The organism is Edaphobacillus lindanitolerans (genome assembly GCF_900156305.1).
In the GTDB taxonomy this organism is placed as follows: domain Bacteria; phylum Bacillota; class Bacilli; order Bacillales_A; family Planococcaceae; genus Bhargavaea; species Bhargavaea lindanitolerans.
Genome location: NZ_FTPL01000002.1, coordinates 597,379 through 613,981, shown reverse-complemented (window position 1 = coordinate 613,981; position 16,603 = coordinate 597,379). Strand labels below are relative to the sequence as shown.

General features: G+C 58.8%; 15 protein-coding genes and 1 other annotated feature. Of the genes, 11 read left to right on the top strand and 4 right to left on the bottom strand.

Annotated features, from left to right (window positions below):
- Positions 1-105: 105 nt before the first annotated feature.
- Positions 106-1,329 (bottom strand): CynX/NimT family MFS transporter, encoded by a 1,224-nt coding sequence (locus tag B0B07_RS09075; RefSeq protein ID WP_076758264.1) that lies wholly within the window; start codon positions 1,327-1,329, stop codon positions 106-108.
- 130 nt (positions 1,330-1,459) lie between these two features.
- Positions 1,460-1,670: a binding site (T-box leader), on the top strand.
- A gap of 42 nt (positions 1,671-1,712) precedes the next feature.
- Between B0B07_RS09075 and leuS the strand changes: the two genes are divergently transcribed.
- Positions 1,713-4,127, top strand: a complete 2,415-nt coding sequence (leuS, locus tag B0B07_RS09070; protein ID WP_076758262.1) for a leucine--tRNA ligase — start codon at positions 1,713-1,715, stop codon at positions 4,125-4,127.
- Positions 4,128-4,398: 271 nt separating this feature from the next.
- On the opposite strand, the gene B0B07_RS09065 is transcribed toward leuS, so the two are convergent.
- The gene (locus B0B07_RS09065; protein ID WP_076758260.1) at positions 4,399-5,670 is read right to left on the bottom strand and encodes a BaiN/RdsA family NAD(P)/FAD-dependent oxidoreductase; all 1,272 of its coding nucleotides are present in this window, start codon (positions 5,668-5,670) and stop codon (positions 4,399-4,401) included.
- A 209-nt stretch (positions 5,671-5,879) separates the two neighbouring features.
- On the opposite strand from B0B07_RS09065, the gene B0B07_RS09060 reads away from it, so the two are divergent.
- Positions 5,880-7,490 carry a putative polysaccharide biosynthesis protein gene (locus B0B07_RS09060; RefSeq protein ID WP_076758258.1) on the top strand — a complete coding sequence of 537 codons (1,611 nt, stop codon included), beginning with the start codon at positions 5,880-5,882 and terminating at the stop codon, positions 7,488-7,490.
- Positions 7,491-7,500: 10 nt separating this feature from the next.
- Entirely contained in the window at positions 7,501-8,220 is a 720-nt protein-coding gene (locus tag B0B07_RS09055; protein WP_076758256.1) for a pseudouridine synthase, read from the top strand.
- A gap of 42 nt (positions 8,221-8,262) precedes the next feature.
- Here the strand turns inward: B0B07_RS09055 and B0B07_RS09050 are convergent, their stop codons facing one another.
- Positions 8,263-8,484: a DeoR family transcriptional regulator gene (locus B0B07_RS09050; RefSeq protein ID WP_076758254.1), complete on the bottom strand. Its 222-nt coding sequence runs from the start codon at positions 8,482-8,484 to the stop codon at positions 8,263-8,265.
- 280 nt (positions 8,485-8,764) lie between these two features.
- Here B0B07_RS09050 and pepV point away from each other — a divergent pair, with 280 nt between their 5' ends.
- The 5 genes from pepV to B0B07_RS09025 are packed head-to-tail and all read left to right on the top strand — an operon-like array spanning position 8,765 to position 13,532.
- A complete protein-coding gene (gene pepV, locus B0B07_RS09045) occupies positions 8,765-10,165 on the top strand; it encodes a dipeptidase PepV (RefSeq protein WP_076758252.1) in 1,401 nt (466 codons plus the stop codon).
- Between the two features lie 26 nt (positions 10,166-10,191).
- A complete protein-coding gene (dat, locus tag B0B07_RS09040) occupies positions 10,192-11,043 on the top strand; it encodes a D-amino-acid transaminase (protein WP_076758250.1) in 852 nt (283 codons plus the stop codon).
- 3 nt (positions 11,044-11,046) lie between these two features.
- Entirely contained in the window at positions 11,047-12,012 is a 966-nt protein-coding gene (locus B0B07_RS09035) for a diacylglycerol/lipid kinase family protein (RefSeq protein WP_076758248.1), read from the top strand.
- Positions 11,996-12,658 (top strand): tRNA (guanosine(46)-N7)-methyltransferase TrmB, encoded by a 663-nt coding sequence (trmB, locus tag B0B07_RS09030; protein WP_076758246.1) that lies wholly within the window; start codon positions 11,996-11,998, stop codon positions 12,656-12,658. The genes B0B07_RS09035 and trmB overlap by 17 nt, the downstream gene beginning before the upstream one ends.
- A 22-nt stretch (positions 12,659-12,680) precedes the next feature.
- On the top strand, positions 12,681-13,532 hold the full coding sequence (locus B0B07_RS09025; protein WP_076758244.1) for a YtnP family quorum-quenching lactonase: 852 nt from the start codon (positions 12,681-12,683) through the stop codon (positions 13,530-13,532).
- Positions 13,533-13,828: 296 nt separating this feature from the next.
- On the opposite strand, the gene B0B07_RS09020 is transcribed toward B0B07_RS09025, so the two are convergent.
- Positions 13,829-14,143 (bottom strand): peptidase M4, encoded by a 315-nt coding sequence (locus B0B07_RS09020; RefSeq protein ID WP_076758243.1) that lies wholly within the window; start codon positions 14,141-14,143, stop codon positions 13,829-13,831.
- A 170-nt stretch (positions 14,144-14,313) separates the two neighbouring features.
- Between B0B07_RS09020 and B0B07_RS09015 the strand changes: the two genes are divergently transcribed.
- The 3 genes from B0B07_RS09015 (at position 14,314) to B0B07_RS09005 (ending at position 16,574) form a co-directional block, all read left to right on the top strand.
- The gene (locus B0B07_RS09015; protein ID WP_076758241.1) at positions 14,314-15,387 is read left to right on the top strand and encodes a M42 family metallopeptidase; all 1,074 of its coding nucleotides are present in this window, start codon (positions 14,314-14,316) and stop codon (positions 15,385-15,387) included.
- Between the two features lie 63 nt (positions 15,388-15,450).
- Positions 15,451-15,999 carry a DUF84 family protein gene (locus tag B0B07_RS09010; RefSeq protein WP_200805800.1) on the top strand — a complete coding sequence of 183 codons (549 nt, stop codon included), beginning with the start codon at positions 15,451-15,453 and terminating at the stop codon, positions 15,997-15,999.
- 38 nt (positions 16,000-16,037) lie between these two features.
- Positions 16,038-16,574 carry a hypothetical protein gene (locus B0B07_RS09005; RefSeq protein ID WP_076758238.1) on the top strand — a complete coding sequence of 179 codons (537 nt, stop codon included), beginning with the start codon at positions 16,038-16,040 and terminating at the stop codon, positions 16,572-16,574.
- Positions 16,575-16,603 lie beyond the last annotated feature (29 nt).

Sequence of the window (16,603 nt, the reverse complement as noted above, 5' to 3'; positions counted from 1 at the left end):
GAAAGCCCCATTGCGGTGACGGATCCATGCCGGCGGGAACACGAACGCAAAAAACGAGCAGGCCCGAGAAATGGACCGTGCTCGTTTTGATTTTCCTGCGTATTTTCATTGGCCGGTTTCCGGCACGGTCTTCTCGTCCTTTCCGGCTTTTAATCCTGCCAGCAACAGAAGGATGATCGTGATGATGAACAGCCAGATGGAGGCATTCCAGGCACCGGTCATGTCGTGGAAGGCACCGAACAGGACGGGTCCTGCCGCAGCCAATAGATAGCCGAGCGACTGTGCCATCCCCGAAAGTGAGGCCGCTTCGGACGGCGTGTTCGTCCGGAGGGCAAAGAACATCATCGCCAGGCCGAACGAGGCGCCTCCGGACACGCCCATGAGAACCATCCAGAGCGGGGTGAGGGCCAGGTTGTCGACAAACAGGCCCCCGTATCCCGTCAGGTAGAATGCGGCGATGATCACGACGAGCAGCCGCTGGTCCTTCAGGCGTCCCGCAATGATCGGAATGAGGAACGTGAACGGGATCTGCGAGAACTGGACAAGCGAGAACATCCAGCCGGCCGTGCTGTCATCCATTCCGCGCGAGGTGAGGACTTCCGGCACCCAGGCGGCCGTCGTATAGAACATGACCGACTGGAAACCCATGAAGAAAGTCACGCCCCATGCGAGCGGGGATTTCCAGAGCGGCCTCGGTGCCGGTCCCTTGGCCATGCCGGCCACTTCCAGGACGGGCCGTTTCTTCACCTGCGGGAGCCAGATGATCGCGCCGATGACGCCGAACAGCGCCCAGACCCCGAGGGAGGCACGCCAGCCGAGCGCAACCGAATTGGAGATCGGCGTGCTGAGCCCGGCGGCCACACCGGCGGCCAGGTTCATGGAGACGGTATAGACGCCCGTCATGAGGCCGACCTGCATCGGGAAGTTCAGCTTCACGAGACTCGGCAGGAGAACATTGCCGAATGAAATTGCGACTCCGAGCAGGAATGTGCCGGAGATGAGCATCCCCGTCCCGCCGGATGACCGGATCAGGACGCCGATGATGAGGATGAGCAATGCGAGGAACAGGCTCCTGGCCATCCCGATCCGGTCGGCGATCTTCGGGACAACAGGCGAGACGAGGGCAAAGGCGAGAAGCGGGATGGTTGTGAGGAAGCCGGCCGTCGTATTGGAGATGCCGAGGTCTCCCATAATTTTGGAGATCACCGGCCCGACCGACGTGAGCGGAGACCTGAGTGTGAACGCGATGGCGATGACGCCGAGGAGCAGAAGCCAGGCCCCCGGCGGCAGATTCAGCCGTTTTGAGCGGTATGTATGAGTGTCTTCCAAGTGCAACCCTCCAGACAGAATATACGGACAACGCTTCCAATCATCGTAACATCGGGCCTGCAGGATGTAAACGCGCCTGCACAATGGCACTTGCGGCCGCATGGACTATCGGGTACAATGATGCCAATAGTCAAAGACTTTGACGGGGAATAGTAGGCGTTCCGGTCCTTCCAGAGAGCCGGCGGTCGGTGTGAGCCGGCAGGACGGGACGCTGAACTCGCCCCCGAGTCCGCACCGCAGGCATGTCCGGCCGGTGCCGTCACTCCGCGTTAAGGATGAGCTGGACGGCATGCCGTCAATGTGGGTGGCACCGCGGGAGCACAACAACTCTCGTCCCTGTTCCGGGACGGGAGTTTTTTATTTTTTCTGAGGAGGAATCAGCCGTGAGCTACAACCATCAAGAGATTGACCGCAAATGGCGGAAGTACTGGGAAGACAACAAAACATTCAAGACGGTCGACGAACCGGAAAAACCGAAGTTCTATGCACTGGATATGTTCCCGTATCCGTCCGGCGCCGGCCTTCACGTCGGGCATCCGCTCGGCTATATCGCGACCGATATCCTGAGCGGTTTCAAGCGGATGCAGGGGCACAACGTCCTCCATCCGATGGGCTGGGACGCGTTCGGCCTGCCGGCTGAGCAGTATGCGCTCGACACGGGCAACGACCCGGCCGAGTTCACGGCGAGGAACATTGCCACGTTCAAGCGCCAGATGCAGGAACTCGGGTTCTCCTATGACTGGGACCGGGAGATCAATACGACCGATCCCGAGTATTACAAATGGACCCAGTGGATTTTCATCCAGCTCTACAACCGGGGCCTCGCCTATGTGGATGAAGTGCCGGTCAACTGGTGCCCGGCACTCGGCACGGTGCTCGCAAACGAAGAAGTCATCGACGGCCTGTCCGAACGCGGCGGCCACCCGGTCGAACGCCGCCCGATGCGGCAGTGGGTGCTCCGCATCACCGAATATGCCGACCGCCTGCTCGATGACCTGGACGACCTCGACTGGCCGGACAGCCTGAAAGAGATGCAGCGCAACTGGATCGGCCGTTCCGAAGGCGCGCAGATCACGTTCCCGATCGACGGGACGGAAAAGTCGTTCGATGCCTTCACGACACGCCCGGACACGATCTTCGGCGCCACGTACGCCGTGCTCGCGCCCGAGCACAAGCTCGTCTCCGAGATCACGACGCCGGAACAGCAGGCGGCGGTTGATGCGTATCTCGACAAGGTCAAGACGAAGAGCGACCTGGAGCGCACCGATCTTGCGAAGGAAAAGACCGGCGTCTTCACCGGCGCCTATGCCGTCAATCCGGTGAGCGGCGAGAAGATGCCGGTCTGGATCGCCGACTATGTGCTCGCTTCGTACGGCACCGGCGCCATCATGGCGGTACCGGCGCACGATGAGCGGGATTACGAGTTTGCAAAGGAATTCGGCCTGCCGGTCAAGGAAGTCGTCGCAGGCGGCAACATCGAAGAGGAAGCCTATGTCGGAGACGGCCCGCACGTGAATTCCGGTTTCCTCGACGGCCTCGGAAAAGACGAAGCGATCTCCAAGGCCATCACGTGGATGGAAGAGCACGGGGCGGGCGAGAAAAAGATCACCTACCGCCTCCGTGACTGGCTGTTCTCCCGCCAGCGCTATTGGGGCGAACCGATCCCGGTCATCCACTGGGAAGACGGCACGATGACGACCGTTCCGGAAGAAGAGCTGCCGCTCATGCTGCCGAAGACGGACAACATCCGCCCGAGCGGCACAGGCGAATCTCCGCTGGCCAATATCGAGGATTGGGTGAATGTCACGGATCCCGAGACCGGCATGAAGGGACGCCGCGAGACGAACACGATGCCGCAGTGGGCCGGCAGCTGCTGGTATTACATCCGCTACATCGATCCGCACAATTCCGAGCAGCTCATCGATCCGGAACTCGCCGAGCGCTGGCTCCCGGTCGACATCTACGTCGGCGGTGCGGAACATGCGGTCCTCCACTTGCTGTACGCGCGGTTCTGGCACAAAGTGCTCTACGACATCGGCGTCGTCAAGACGAAAGAGCCGTTCCAGAAGCTCTTCAACCAGGGCATGATCCTCGGCGAGGGCAACGAGAAGATGTCCAAGTCGAAAGGGAACGTCGTCAATCCGGACGACATCGTCGAGAGCCACGGTGCGGATGCACTCCGCCTCTATGAAATGTTCATGGGGCCGCTTGATGCATCGAAGGCCTGGTCGACGAACGGCCTTGACGGCTCGCGCAAATTCCTTGACCGGATCTGGCGCCTCTACACCGAAGCGGACGGCTCGCTCTCGGCGAAGATTACGGAAGAGAATGACGGCAAGCTCGATAAAGTGTACAACCAGACTGTCAAGAAAGTGACGGAAGACCTCGAGGCGATGCACAACAACACCGCCATTTCGCAGATGATGGTGTTCATCAACGAAGCCTACAAGGCCGACACGCTGCCGAAAGAGTACGCGGAAGGCTTCATCAAGATGCTGTCGCCGATCTGCCCGTTCATCACGGAAGAACTGTGGCGCATCCTCGGCCATGAGGAGACGATCAAGTATGAATCATGGCCGGTCCATGATGAAGCCAAGCTTGTGGACGACGAAGTGGAAATCGCCGTCCAGATCAACGGCAAGGTCCGTTCCAAGGTCGTCGTGCCTGCGGACGTGACCAAGGAAGAGCTGGAGAAAGCCGCGCTTGCCGAGCCGCGCGTGAAGGAACTGACGGAAGGCAAGGAGATCAAGAAGGTCATCGGCATTCCAGGCCGCCTTGTGAACATAGTGGTGAAGTAATAGGGAAGAAAGACAAACCCGGAGCGGGAGGCTCCGGGTTTGTCTGGGTTTTAATAGATATCGAAATGACTCAAAAGAGGGCGGGGGCTGTTCACGGTGCATTCTTCACTTACAGCCCGTCTTTCTTAACATAGGGCCGTGGATCCTTAACCTACAGTCCCTCTTTCTTAACATAGAACGCCGAGTTCTTAACTTACAGATCTTCTTGCCCGGCTGACGGCTCACATTCCAATTCTCCGGCAGCCAATGGATCACCGGCATCCAGAATGTCTTACTCGCCGGTGCCGAGCGCGGACTTCGCTGCGTTCATCCCGGCGATCCGGCCGGTGACGAGGGCGGATGTGATATTGTAGCCGCCGGTGTAGCCGTGGATATCGAGGATCTCGCCGCAGAAGAAGAGCCCTTCCTTTTTCTTTGACGCCATCGTCTTCGGACCGATTTCCTTCACCGAGACACCGCCGCCCGTGACAAACGCCTTCTCGATCGGCTGCGTGCCGTTCACTGTCATTTCAAAGGAGTGGAGGAGGCGGGCCAGATTGCGCAGTTTCTCATGGGCGATCTGGCCGGCCGGAGATGCCGGGTCGATCCCGGCTTCTTCCATAAGGAACAGCAGCCAGCGCTCGGGCGCGAGGCCTTTCCACAGGTTCTTCGCCGCTTTCTTCGGTTCGGCTTTTCCGCTGCCGGTGAGAAACTGGAACGTCTTTTCCGCGTTTTCGTCGGGGAGCGTATCGATCAGCATCCGGACCGGGGCGCCGCCGTTTTTCTTCCGCTCTTTCACAACGAACTGGCTGCAGCGGAGGATCGCCGGGCCGCTCAGGCCGAAATGTGTAAAGAGCATGTCCATCCGGTGGGTGACGAGCGTCTTGCCTTTCTTGTTGAGTACGGATACGGCCGCGTCCCGGAGGGCGAGGCCCTGGAGCGTCCGGGAACGGATGAACGGCTCGCCGGACAGGAGCGGCACTTCCGTCGGGTACAGTTCGGTGATGGTATGGCCGGCGCGCTCCGCCCACGGGTAGCCGTCGCCCGTCGATCCCGTCTGCGGGACGGCCTTCCCGCCGGAGGCCACGACGACCGAGCGGCTCTGGAGTTCTTCCCCGTTCTCGAGCCGGACGCCGAGGATGCGCTCATCGTCCATGAGGAGCTTGGCGACGCGCGCGCCGAACCGGACCTTCACGCCGAGCCTGCCGAGTTCTCCGGTCAGTGCATCCACCACGTCCGATGCCTTGTCCGATACCGGGAACATCCGGCCGTGGTCTTCTTCCTTGAGCGGGACGCCGAGATTCTCGAAAAAGCGGATGATGTCCTGGTTGTCGAATACCGAAAACGGTCCATAGAGGAAACGGCCGTTTCCGGGAATATGCCGGATGATCTCCTCGTAGTCCAGATTGTTCGTCACATTGCAGCGTCCGCCGCCGCTGATGGCGAGTTTCTTCCCGAGCTTGTTGCCCTTCTCGATGAGCAGCACGTCTGCGCCCGAAGCGCCGGCCGCCGCAGCGGCCATGAGCCCCGAAGGACCGCCGCCGATGATGATCACGTCATGCATGTTTGTCATCCTTTCAATATAAATCCGGTTCCGTAGAACGGGAGAGAGTCCAGTCTCGTGTGTTTTTATGATGCCGGTTTTCCGGTTCACGGATCGGCAACATTTCACTTGCATTCCCGTCTTATTATACACGCCGGCCAGAAAAGAATTTGAGATATCTGCGGGAGCGGAGTACACTGTAGAATAGTTTATAGGAATGGAAGGGTCTTATGTCATCCAACTTAGTCAAAGGGACGGCGGTCCTGTCGATCGGGCTGTTTCTGTCCAAGGCGCTCGGTCTCCTGTATGTCATTCCGCTCTATGCAATGGTCGGCAAGGAGAATCTCGGGCTGTATCAGTATGCATACATACCGTACAACATCATGCTGTCATTCGCGATTTCCGGCATGCCGATCGCAGTGTCGAAATTCGTATCCAAATACAATGCGCTCGGCGACTATGAAACCGGGCGCAGATTGTTCAAGTCCAGCCTCGGGATCATGATCGGAACGGGGATCGCCTCGTTCCTCATCCTGTTCTTCCTCGCCGAGCCGATGGCCCATATGGTCATCGCCGATGATGAGCAGGTGTTCTCAATCGACGAGATTGCGGGCGTCATCCGCTGGGTGAGCTTTGCGCTCATCGTCGTTCCGTTCATGAGCCTGACCCGCGGATTCTTCCAGGGCTATCAGCAGTTCACGCCGACTGCCGTTTCCCAGCTGCTGGAACAGATCGTCCGGATCCTGTTCGTGCTGGCGGGCGTCTATGTCGTGATCCACTTCATGGAGGAATCTCCGCGGACCGCGATTTCATTTGCGGTGTTTGCCGCCTTCATCGGGGCGCTGGCAGGGCTTGCGATCCTCGGCTACTACTGGAAGAAGGAAAAGCCCGAGTTTGATCGTCTTCTCCAGTCGAGCCGGCATGCGAGCGGCGCCAGCCTGAAGGACATGTACCGCGAGCTCATCGTGTATATCTTCCCGATCGTCCTCGTCGGTCTTGCGAACCCCCTGTTCCAGTTTGTTGACATGATCACGTTCAACCGGGCGATGTCGTCCATCGGGCTTGCCGCCGTATCGGACGGCCAGCTCGCGATGCTGAACTTCACGACCCACAAGATCGTCATGATCCCGGTCATGATCGGCACGGCTTTTTCGATGGCGCTCATCCCGATCGTGACGGGCTACTTCACGACCGGCAACCGGCCGGCCATGACCCGTGCGCTCGACCAGACGTACCAGATCGTCGCATTCCTCACTTTCCCGATGGTCATCGGACTGATGATCCTGTCGGGCGAGTTTTACCACTTGCTGTTTGAACAGGATCCGGTCGGAGCGGATATCCTCCGGGCGTATGCGCCGACGTCCATCCTGTTCGCCCTGTATACGGTGACCGGCTCGATCCTCCAGGCGATCGACCGTCACAAATGGATTGTCCTGAACCTGCTGATCGGCCTCTTCCTGAAGCTGGCGCTGAACATCCCGCTCATCAAGCTGTTCGAGGCGGAAGGGGCCATCCTTGCAACCGTGATCGGCTACGGGGTGGCCGTCCTGATGAACATCATGGTCGCCTCCCGGGCGCTGGACTACCGTTCGTCGATGGTGACGAGGCGCCTGCTGCTCATCCTGATATTCAATGCGGTCATGGCACTCGCTTCCTGGCTCACGCTGAAGGGGCTCCGCCTGTTCGGTCCCGCGGACACAAAAGGGGACGCGTTCCTCTACATTCTGGTGACTGCGGCCGTCGGTGCCGTCGTGTACGCCGTCATTTCCTTCAAGTCCGGACTTGCACAGAAACTGTTCGGAGACCGGCTGAAGCGGCTGACCGACAAACTTGGATTGTGAGGTGGGGAGAATGAGGCTGGATAAGCTGCTCGCAAACAGCGGGTACGGTTCGAGAAAAGAAGTGAAGCTCCTTCTGAAACAGGGGGCCGTGAGCGTCGGGGGAGAAACGGTCCGGGACCCGAAGCTGCATGTCGATCCGGATGCGGACAGCGTCACGGTGTTCGGAGATCCGGTCGATTACCGGGAATTCGTCTACATCATGATGAACAAGCCGCCGGGTGTCGTGTCGGCCACGGACGACAACCGGGACCGGACGGTGATCGACCTGCTGCCTGACGAATACAGGCGGTTCGAGCCGTTCCCGGCCGGCCGGCTCGACAAGGACACGGAAGGGCTCCTGCTCATCACGAATGACGGGAAGCTGGCCCATGAACTGCTCTCGCCGAAGCGGCATGTCGGAAAGACGTATTACGCAAAGGTGGACGGCGAAGTGACCGCAGCTGATGCAGAGGCCTTCACGGCCGGCGTCGAGCTCGAGGACGGGTACGTCACAAAACCCGCCGTGCTGGAAATCTTGTCCGCCGGCCCCGTTTCGGACATCGAGCTCACGATCACCGAGGGGAAATTCCATCAGGTCAAGCGCATGTTCGAAAGCCGGGGCAAGCAAGTCGTCTACCTGAAGCGGCTGACGATGGGTCCGCTCCGCCTGGATCCGGAACTGGCCCTCGGCGGATTCAGGGAACTGACCGATGAAGAGCTGAATGAACTCAAGTCACATAAAAAAGGATGACCTGCCGAAGGGCAGGCCATCCTTTTTCGTATGTGTACAGTCTCATGAAGTCAGTTTTACCCGTTTCTCCGTCGTTGTCCATTTGCCGCGGCTTGGGCTGTCGACCAGGCCGTTGAAAGCAAGCACGTTCAGGTCCCTTTGAACCGTGCGCGGAGTGATGCCGAATGCGTCGACCAAATCGTCGGTCGTGACGGTTCCTTGATCCCGGATGTACAGGTAGACATCCTTTATCCGGGTGAGCATCCGGTCGGTAGTAGGTTTCATATCCAGAACCACTCCTTCATCATGTTCTCCTTGGCAAGACCAGCGGACGACCAAAGCGTCGAGCCATGCTCGAGGACTGTTCCGTTGAGGGCGTACACATCCTTTGTATGGTTTCGGTCCCCACAGGGGTCCACTCTTATTATACAATAATAATTAGAGTATTCCAACGCACGGAAGTTGGTTTTACATAAATTAACAGACAACAAGAGTTGTGAGATACCACTTTTCATTTTCTGCCGAACGTGTAGAATGGCACTATAAATGACGGGGAGGCGGAGTGATGGACTGGAAAACAGAAGCCGCACGGTCGGAAGCGGCAATGATCAATGATCTTCAATCACTCATTTCTATCAACAGCGTGCTCGACGAGTCGACGGCAAGCGAACATGCGCCGTTTGGCGAAGGGCCGCGGCGCGCACTCGACTGGATGCTTGAGGAAGGCAGGAAAGCGGGGATGACCGTCAAAGACATCGACGGCAAGGCGGGGCATATCGAAATGGGCGAAGGGCCTGAACTGCTCGGGATCCTGTGCCATGTCGATGTGGTGCCCGCGGGCGACGGCTGGACGACGCCTCCGTTCCAGGCGGATGTCCGGGACGGGAAAGTGTTCGGCAGGGGGACGATCGACGACAAAGGACCGACGATCGCCGCCTGGCATGCCATGAAGCTGGTGAAAGAATCGGGCATCCCCCTGAACAAACGGGTACGGCTCATCATCGGCGCCGACGAGGAAAGCGGATTCCGATGCATGGACCGGTACTTTGAGACGGAAGAAATGCCGGACATCGGATTTGCGCCCGACGCGGATTTTCCGATCATCCATGCAGAAAAAGGGATTGCGGGCCTCGTCTTTTCGCAGGGGCCGTTCAACGGAACGGGACCGCTCGCGTCATTCCGTTCGGGCAGCCGGACGAATATGGTGCCGGACGAGGCGGTGGCCGATATCCGGCTTCCGGAAGAAGCCCTTTGCGGACCGTTTGAAGAATTCGTCCGGGAACACGGCCTCGAAGGCGAGATCAGGTCCGGAGGGGAAGCGGACTGCCGGCTGTTTCTGAAGGGTCGCGCGGCGCACGCCATGGAGCCGGAGGACGGCATCAATGCGGGCATCCGGCTTGCCGAATTCCTGGATCCGTACATGGACGGGGATGCCGCCCGCTTCACTTCGTTTGTCCTGCAGGCATTCGGTGAAGGGTCCAGGGGGCATTCCCTCGGCCTTGGCTACCGGGATGAAATTTCAGGGGAAACGACGCTCAACGCCGGTATTCTGGCGTATAATGAAGAGAGCGGAGGAGAAGTTTCGGTCAGCATGCGCTACTCGGTCACGTATCCGCTCGACGAGAAGCTGTCGGCGTGCCGGAACGTGCTGGAAGGCTCGGGCTTCGGACTGGATCTGTCGTCCGATTCGCCGCCCCACCATGTGGATGCGGACGATCCGTTCATCCGCACGCTGCAGCATGTATACGAACGGCAGACCGGCGAAAAGGCTGAACTGCTGGCGATCGGCGGCGGCACCTATGCCCGCACGCTGGAAAAAGGGGTGGCGTTCGGCATGCTGTTCCCCGGCAGGCCTGACGTCGCCCATCAGGCGGATGAGTATGTTGACGTGGAAGACCTTGTGAAGGCGGCCGGAATCTATGCGGACGCCATTGCGGAACTGGCCGGGAATGACCCGGCGCACTGACAATCATTTATGAAAGAAGGATCAGAATGTCTACCTACCTGCTGAATGACCGATTTGTCAAAGACGATGAAATCTCCATCTCGATCGAAGACCGCGGATATTACTTCGGTGACGGCGTCTATGAAGTGATCCGTGTGTACGGCGGCACCCTGTTCACCGCAGAGGAGCATATCGCCCGGCTGTATGAGTCGGCTGCAAAGATCCGCATGCAGCTTCCGTACGGCGAGGAGGAAATGAAACACAAGATCGAGCAGCTTGTCCGGGACAACGGCATCGATGAAGGGCATGTGTATGTCCAGGCCACCCGGGGTGCCGCTCCCCGCGTCCACCAATTCCCGGGCGAAGACATCGTTCCCGTGATCACGGGCTATACGAAGGCCTATCCGGCAACGGCGTCCCAGCATGAGCCGGTGACGCTCAAGTCGGTCGAGGACATCCGCTGGATGCGCTGTGACATCAAGAGCCTCAACCTGCTCGCCAATGTCATGGCGAAGCAGGAAGCCTACGAAGAGGGCCACTATGAAGCGCTTCTTCATCGCAGCGGCACCGTGACCGAAGGGTCTTCCTCCAATATGTTCGGCGTGAAAGACGGCGTCATCCATACGCATCCGGTTTCCAACTTCATCCTGAACGGCATCACGCGCCGCGTCGTCATGGAATGCTGTACGGAACTGGATCAGCCGGTCATCGAGGAGCCGATGGCGCTCGAAGATGTGTACAACATGGATGAGTTCTTCATGACTTCGACGACGAACGGGATCGTCCCGGTTTCGGCGATCGACGGAAAGCAGATCGGCGACGGCCGGCCGGGTCCCGTGACGGAAGCCCTGATGGCTGCATTCGACCGGAAGCTTCCGGTGCCCGTCGAGTCAAAATAACGGATGGACGTGATCTTCATCGTCAATCCTGCCGCCCGGAACGGCAGGTCCCTTGACCGATGGGAGTCATTCTGCAAACAGATCGGCTTCCCCTATGAGGCGGTCATGACGAAAGGCCCCGGGCATGCGGCTGCCGTCGCCCGGGGCCTTGCTGCAAAGGCGGACAGGGGTCCTCTTCTGCTCATCGCATTTGGAGGGGACGGGACGGTGCATGAGGTCATTCGGGGAGCCGCGGGATATCCCGAGGTGCAGATCGGTTCGGTCGGTGCGGGTTCGGGCAATGATTTTGGCCGGGGATACCTGTCATTCCGGACGGCCGAAGAGATCGAGGCCGCCGGACGGAAAGACTCCGGCTCGTTTGATCTCGGCACAGCCGGAATGCCCGGATCATCAAAACCCGCCGTTTTCGTCAACAGTGCCGGCATCGGGTTTGACGCAGTGATCTCCATGCAGGTGAACCGCTCCCGCACAAAGCGGCTCTTCAACCGGTTCGGCGCGGGCAAGCTGATCTACACATTCTTCATCGTCCGTACGTTGTTCACCTTCCGTCCGTTCAGCCTGACCGTGGACGCAGACGGGCAGCGGCGGAAGTTTGACCGGGTATGGCTGGCCGCCGTGAGCAACCAGCCGTACTACGGCGGAGGCATGATGATTTCCCCGGGTTCCGATCCGGCAGACGGGGAGCTCGAACTGACGGTGATCCACGGGCTGAACCGGCTGAAGCTCCTGCTCGTCTTCGGAACCGTGTTCACGGGGAGCCACACCAGATTCAAGGAAGTCCACAGGCAGTCCGGCGGGGCGTTCAGGCTGACCGCCGATCGACGGATGCCGGTCCATACAGACGGGGAAGGCGCAGGCCTGGCGGAGCCGGGCCGCCCGATTCCGTTTGAAGTCCGGCGGGCCGCCTGGCGGCTTGCAGGGCCAACACGCAACAGGAAGGTTAGGGATAAACATGAGGGCACGCCATAAGCCATGGGCGGAAGCTTACATAAACGAGCGACCGGATATTGTCATTCCGGAACCGGAGACATTGAAGGGACGCTGGCAAGAGGAATTCGGCAATGACCGGCCGATCCACATCGAGGTCGGAACGGGCAAAGGCCGTTTCATCACCGGGATGGCAGAAGCCAACCCGGACATCAACTACATCGGGATTGAAATGTTCCGTGACATCATCGTCACTGCGGTCCAGCGGGCGGAAGAAGCGGACAAGCCGGCAAATCTCCGGCTGCTGAACGTGGATGCCGGCCGGCTTTCCGAGTTTTTCGCTCCCGGGGAACTGGGCCGGGTGTATCTGAACTTTTCGGATCCTTGGCCGAAAACCCGTCACGCCAAACGGCGCCTGACGCACGACAACTTCCTCCGGCTTTATGAGTCGGTGTTGCCGCCGGGCGGGGAAGTGCATTTCAAGACGGACAACCGCGGGCTTTTCGAGTATTCGCTCATGAACATGACCGACTACGGGATGCAGCTCAGATATGTCTCGCTTGATCTTCATGCGGACAATCCGGAATGGAACATCATGACGGAATACGAAGAGAAATTTTCATCGATGGGGCAGCCGATCTACCGGCTGGAGGCTGCGTTCCGGAACAGGACGGACGAAGGGGAGTAAATTCAATACTGGGGGGATTTTCATGGATACGTATCAATTTCATGACGTCAAATTGACCTGGCTGGACGGGGGATTCAACAAATTGGACGGGGGCGCCATGTTCGGACCCGTGCCAAAAGTGCTCTGGTCAAGGAAATACGCCGTGGACGAGGACAATAAGATCGACCTCGCGACGGAGCCGATCCTTCTTCAGACGGGCGGCAAGAATATCATGATTGAATCCGGCATGGGGGCCGGAAAACTGACGGACAAGATGATCCGGAACCTCGGGGTGACCCGGGAATCCAGGGTCGAGGAGAGCCTGGCGGAACTTGGCCTGGCCCCGGAGGATATCGACATCATCCTCATGACCCATCTCCACAACGACCATGCGGCCGGTCTGACGAAGCGCGGAGAGGACGGATTCGTCTCTGTTTTCCCGAACGCGGTCATTTACACGACGAAGATTGAATGGGACGAAATGCGCGAACCGAACATCCGGTCGAAAAGCACATATTTCCGTGATAACTGGGAAGCCATCCAAGATCAGGTCAGGACTTTCGAAGACGAGATCGAGGTGCTCCCGGGAATCCGGATGGTCCATACCGGCGGCCACAGCAACGGCCATGCGGTGATCGAGATCGAACGGGACGGCGAGACGATGGTCCATATGGGCGACATCATGCCGACCCACGCCCATCAGAACCCGCTCTGGGTGCTCGGTTTCGACGACTACCCGATGGACTCGATCTTCGCCAAGGAGCGGATCCTGAAAAAAGCCTACGACGGGAACTGGCGCTTCATCTTCTACCATGATGCCGTCTATCGCATGATCCGCTGGGATGAAAACGGAAAAGAAATGGTCGAGACGCTTGAGCGTACGCCGTTCGAGTGAACGGAAAAAGACGCACTTCCCGCCGGGAGGATGCGTCACAGACTGCAGACTAAGTGAGGGGCCTCCCTTTCCCTGTCTGCAGTTTTTTGTATGGAGCCATATGGCATTCGGAGGAACCCGGAGAGTCGTCCTGACCATCCGGATCATGGATTTCTAACATGGAGGCAATCGATATATCTTGAGCAATTTCCCGTCATCCATAAAAAAATCAGGTCCGGAAGAAAAACTTCCGGGCCTAATTTGCAGTCTGAGACGGCGCTCACGGGCGGGACATTGGGCCGCCCTGCGCCGGCAACTCAGATTTTGGTGATCTCGACGACGGTGCCTGTCTTGGCATCCGCCGCAAACTCGTACTCTTCAAAGACGCCGTCGATTTCGCGGGTGAGGCCGCCCCGGTAAACATCAAGCTGGACGGCCTTCTGGCGGAATGGTTCCGTCTTCATGACAATCCAGGAACCCTCGATCGGGCCTTCCTTCTTGAATGCACTCTTGACGTTATTCAACACTTTTTCAGCCGGTACATTCCGGTCCGCCCGATTGACGGCTTCCACGACCGCTGCGCCGGCAACTGCACCGGCAACGGCACCTACTGCAAAGTCTTTCATATTCATTCCAATTCCCTCCTCAGACACGCTTTTTTCACAGTATATCACAGAACGCCGGTCGGACCATCTCCGAAGGGGGGAGGTTTTAATTTCGCTGCCCGAAAGAAGCCGGTGGAAACATTCTGAACCATCGTCTACAATAAGAAAGAACCGGTCACCACATGGGAGGGTTTCAAATGGAAAAAGAGACATTGGAGCTGTTTAAGACATTGACGGAGCTGCCGGGCGCACCCGGCAATGAACATGCCGTGCGTGACTTCATGCGCGGGGAACTCGGGCGCTATTCGGATGAAGTCATCCAGGATCGGCTCGGGGGAATCTTCGGTGTCCGGAAAGGGGAAGCCGGAGACCCGAAAGTCATGGTGGCTGGACATATGGACGAAGTGGGCTTCATGGTCAAAAGCATCACCGAGAACGGCATGATCACCTTCCAGCCGCTCGGCGGATGGTGGAACCAGGTCCTGCTGGCCCAGCGGGTTGAAGTCATCACGGACAACGGCCCGGTGCCGGGCGTCATCGGATCGATCCCGCCTCATCTGCTGAGCGATGAAGTGCGGAACAAGCCGATGGACATCAAAAACATGCTCATCGATATCGGTGCGGACGACCGCGAGGATGCCAAAAAGATCGGCATCAGGCCGGGCCAGCAGATCGTCCCGGTCTGCCCGTTCACCCCGATGGCCAACGACAAGAAAATCATGGCCAAGTCCTGGGATAACCGGTACGGCTGCGGCCTGTCGATCGAGCTGCTGAAAGAAGTGCAGGGGGAGAAGCTCCCGAACAATCTGTACTCCGGTGCGAACGTCATGGAAGAAGTCGGCCTCCGCGGCGCACAGGCTGCGGCCAACATGATCAACCCGGATGTTTTCTTTGCGCTTGACGCAAGCCCTGCCAATGATGCTTCGGGCAATAAAAACGAGTTCGGCCAGCTGGGCAAGGGGACGCTCCTGAGGATTTTCGACCGGTCGATGGTCACTCACCGCGGAATGCGGGAATTTCTGCTCGATACTGCCGAGACGAACGACATCCCTTATCAATATTTCATCTCGCAGGGCGGCACGGATGCAGGCCGTGTCCATACGTCCAATGAGGGCGTTCCGAGTGCGGTCATCGGCATCTGCTCGCGTTACATCCATACTTCGGCAAGCATCATCCATACAGATGACTATGCTGCCGCAAAAGAGCTGCTCGTGAAGCTGGTGCGTTCTCTGGACCGGACCACCCTCGAAACGATCCGGCAAAACGTTTGAAAAAAGGAGCCCGCGGGCTCCTTTTTTCACCCAATCCCATCATCCCCTGGAGGCAGTGAAATGATCAAGATCACAGTAGGATCAACGAACAAAGCAAAAGTGGAGGCAGTCCGGACTGCGCTCCGGTCAATGGAAATCGAAGCGGAGGTGACCGGCACCGGGACCGATTCGGAAGTTTCGGCACAGCCCGTCGGCGACGAAGAGACGATGACGGGGGCGAGGAACCGGGCAAAGGCCGCGGCTTCCACTGTGCCCGGTTCCGTCGGAATCGGTCTTGAAGGCGGCGTGAGGGAACTCGACGGCCGGCTCTACATCTGCAACTGGGGTGCGCTTGCCCTTCCGGACGGCACCGTGTTCACGGCGGGCGGCGCGCAGCTCCCCCTGCCGGAAGAAGTGGCCGCTCCGGTGAGGGCCGGGCAGGAACTCGGTCCGGTCATGGAACAGTACTCCCTGCAGGAGGATATAAGACAGACGGGCGGGGCGGTCGGCGTATTCACGTCGGGCAGAGTCGGGAGACCGGACATGTTCGGCCACATTGTCCGCCTGCTCGTCGGCCAGTGGCAGTTCAAGGACGGGGACGGAGCGGTTGCAAGCGGCCCGGAACATGCTTAAAATGATGGAGATGCTTTTAAGCGATTGGAGGAGACACGATGGTCAAAGGACTTCGCCCGCTCGGGGTCGCGATGCTTGCCGTCTTGCTAGCCGGATGTTCGATGACGCCTGAAGAGCGCAGTGAGGAAGGCCTCGAGGCAGCCGGCAAGGTATTCCGGGAGGACGTCCGCAGGACCAATGCGGAAGTGGGATCGGTCCGCTTGTATAAGCCGGCCGGCTTCAAAATCCGGGAAGGTTCGGACGAGCAGAACATCGTCTTTGAAAAGGGCGGGGACACCTATGTTCTCTTCATCAATCCGAATGAACCCGACAACAGCCGCCTGTTTTATGAACTGCTTTATGCGGATCCTGCAAAGGACATCCTGACGACGGCCACGTACGAACAGTACGGCGTGTTCGGATTCTCCGGGATCACCGATGCGGGAAATGAGCGATTCGAGCTCGTTGCCGGCAGCGGGGGGACCAAAATGACCACCATGTCGAAGGAAAGAGGGATCGAACGCAATCTCCGGACCATGATGGAGATTGTGCGCTCGGTTGAACGGGCGGATGATCCGGAACTGACATACAACTAACAGGCCCGTCATACCGGCGGACCGGAAGG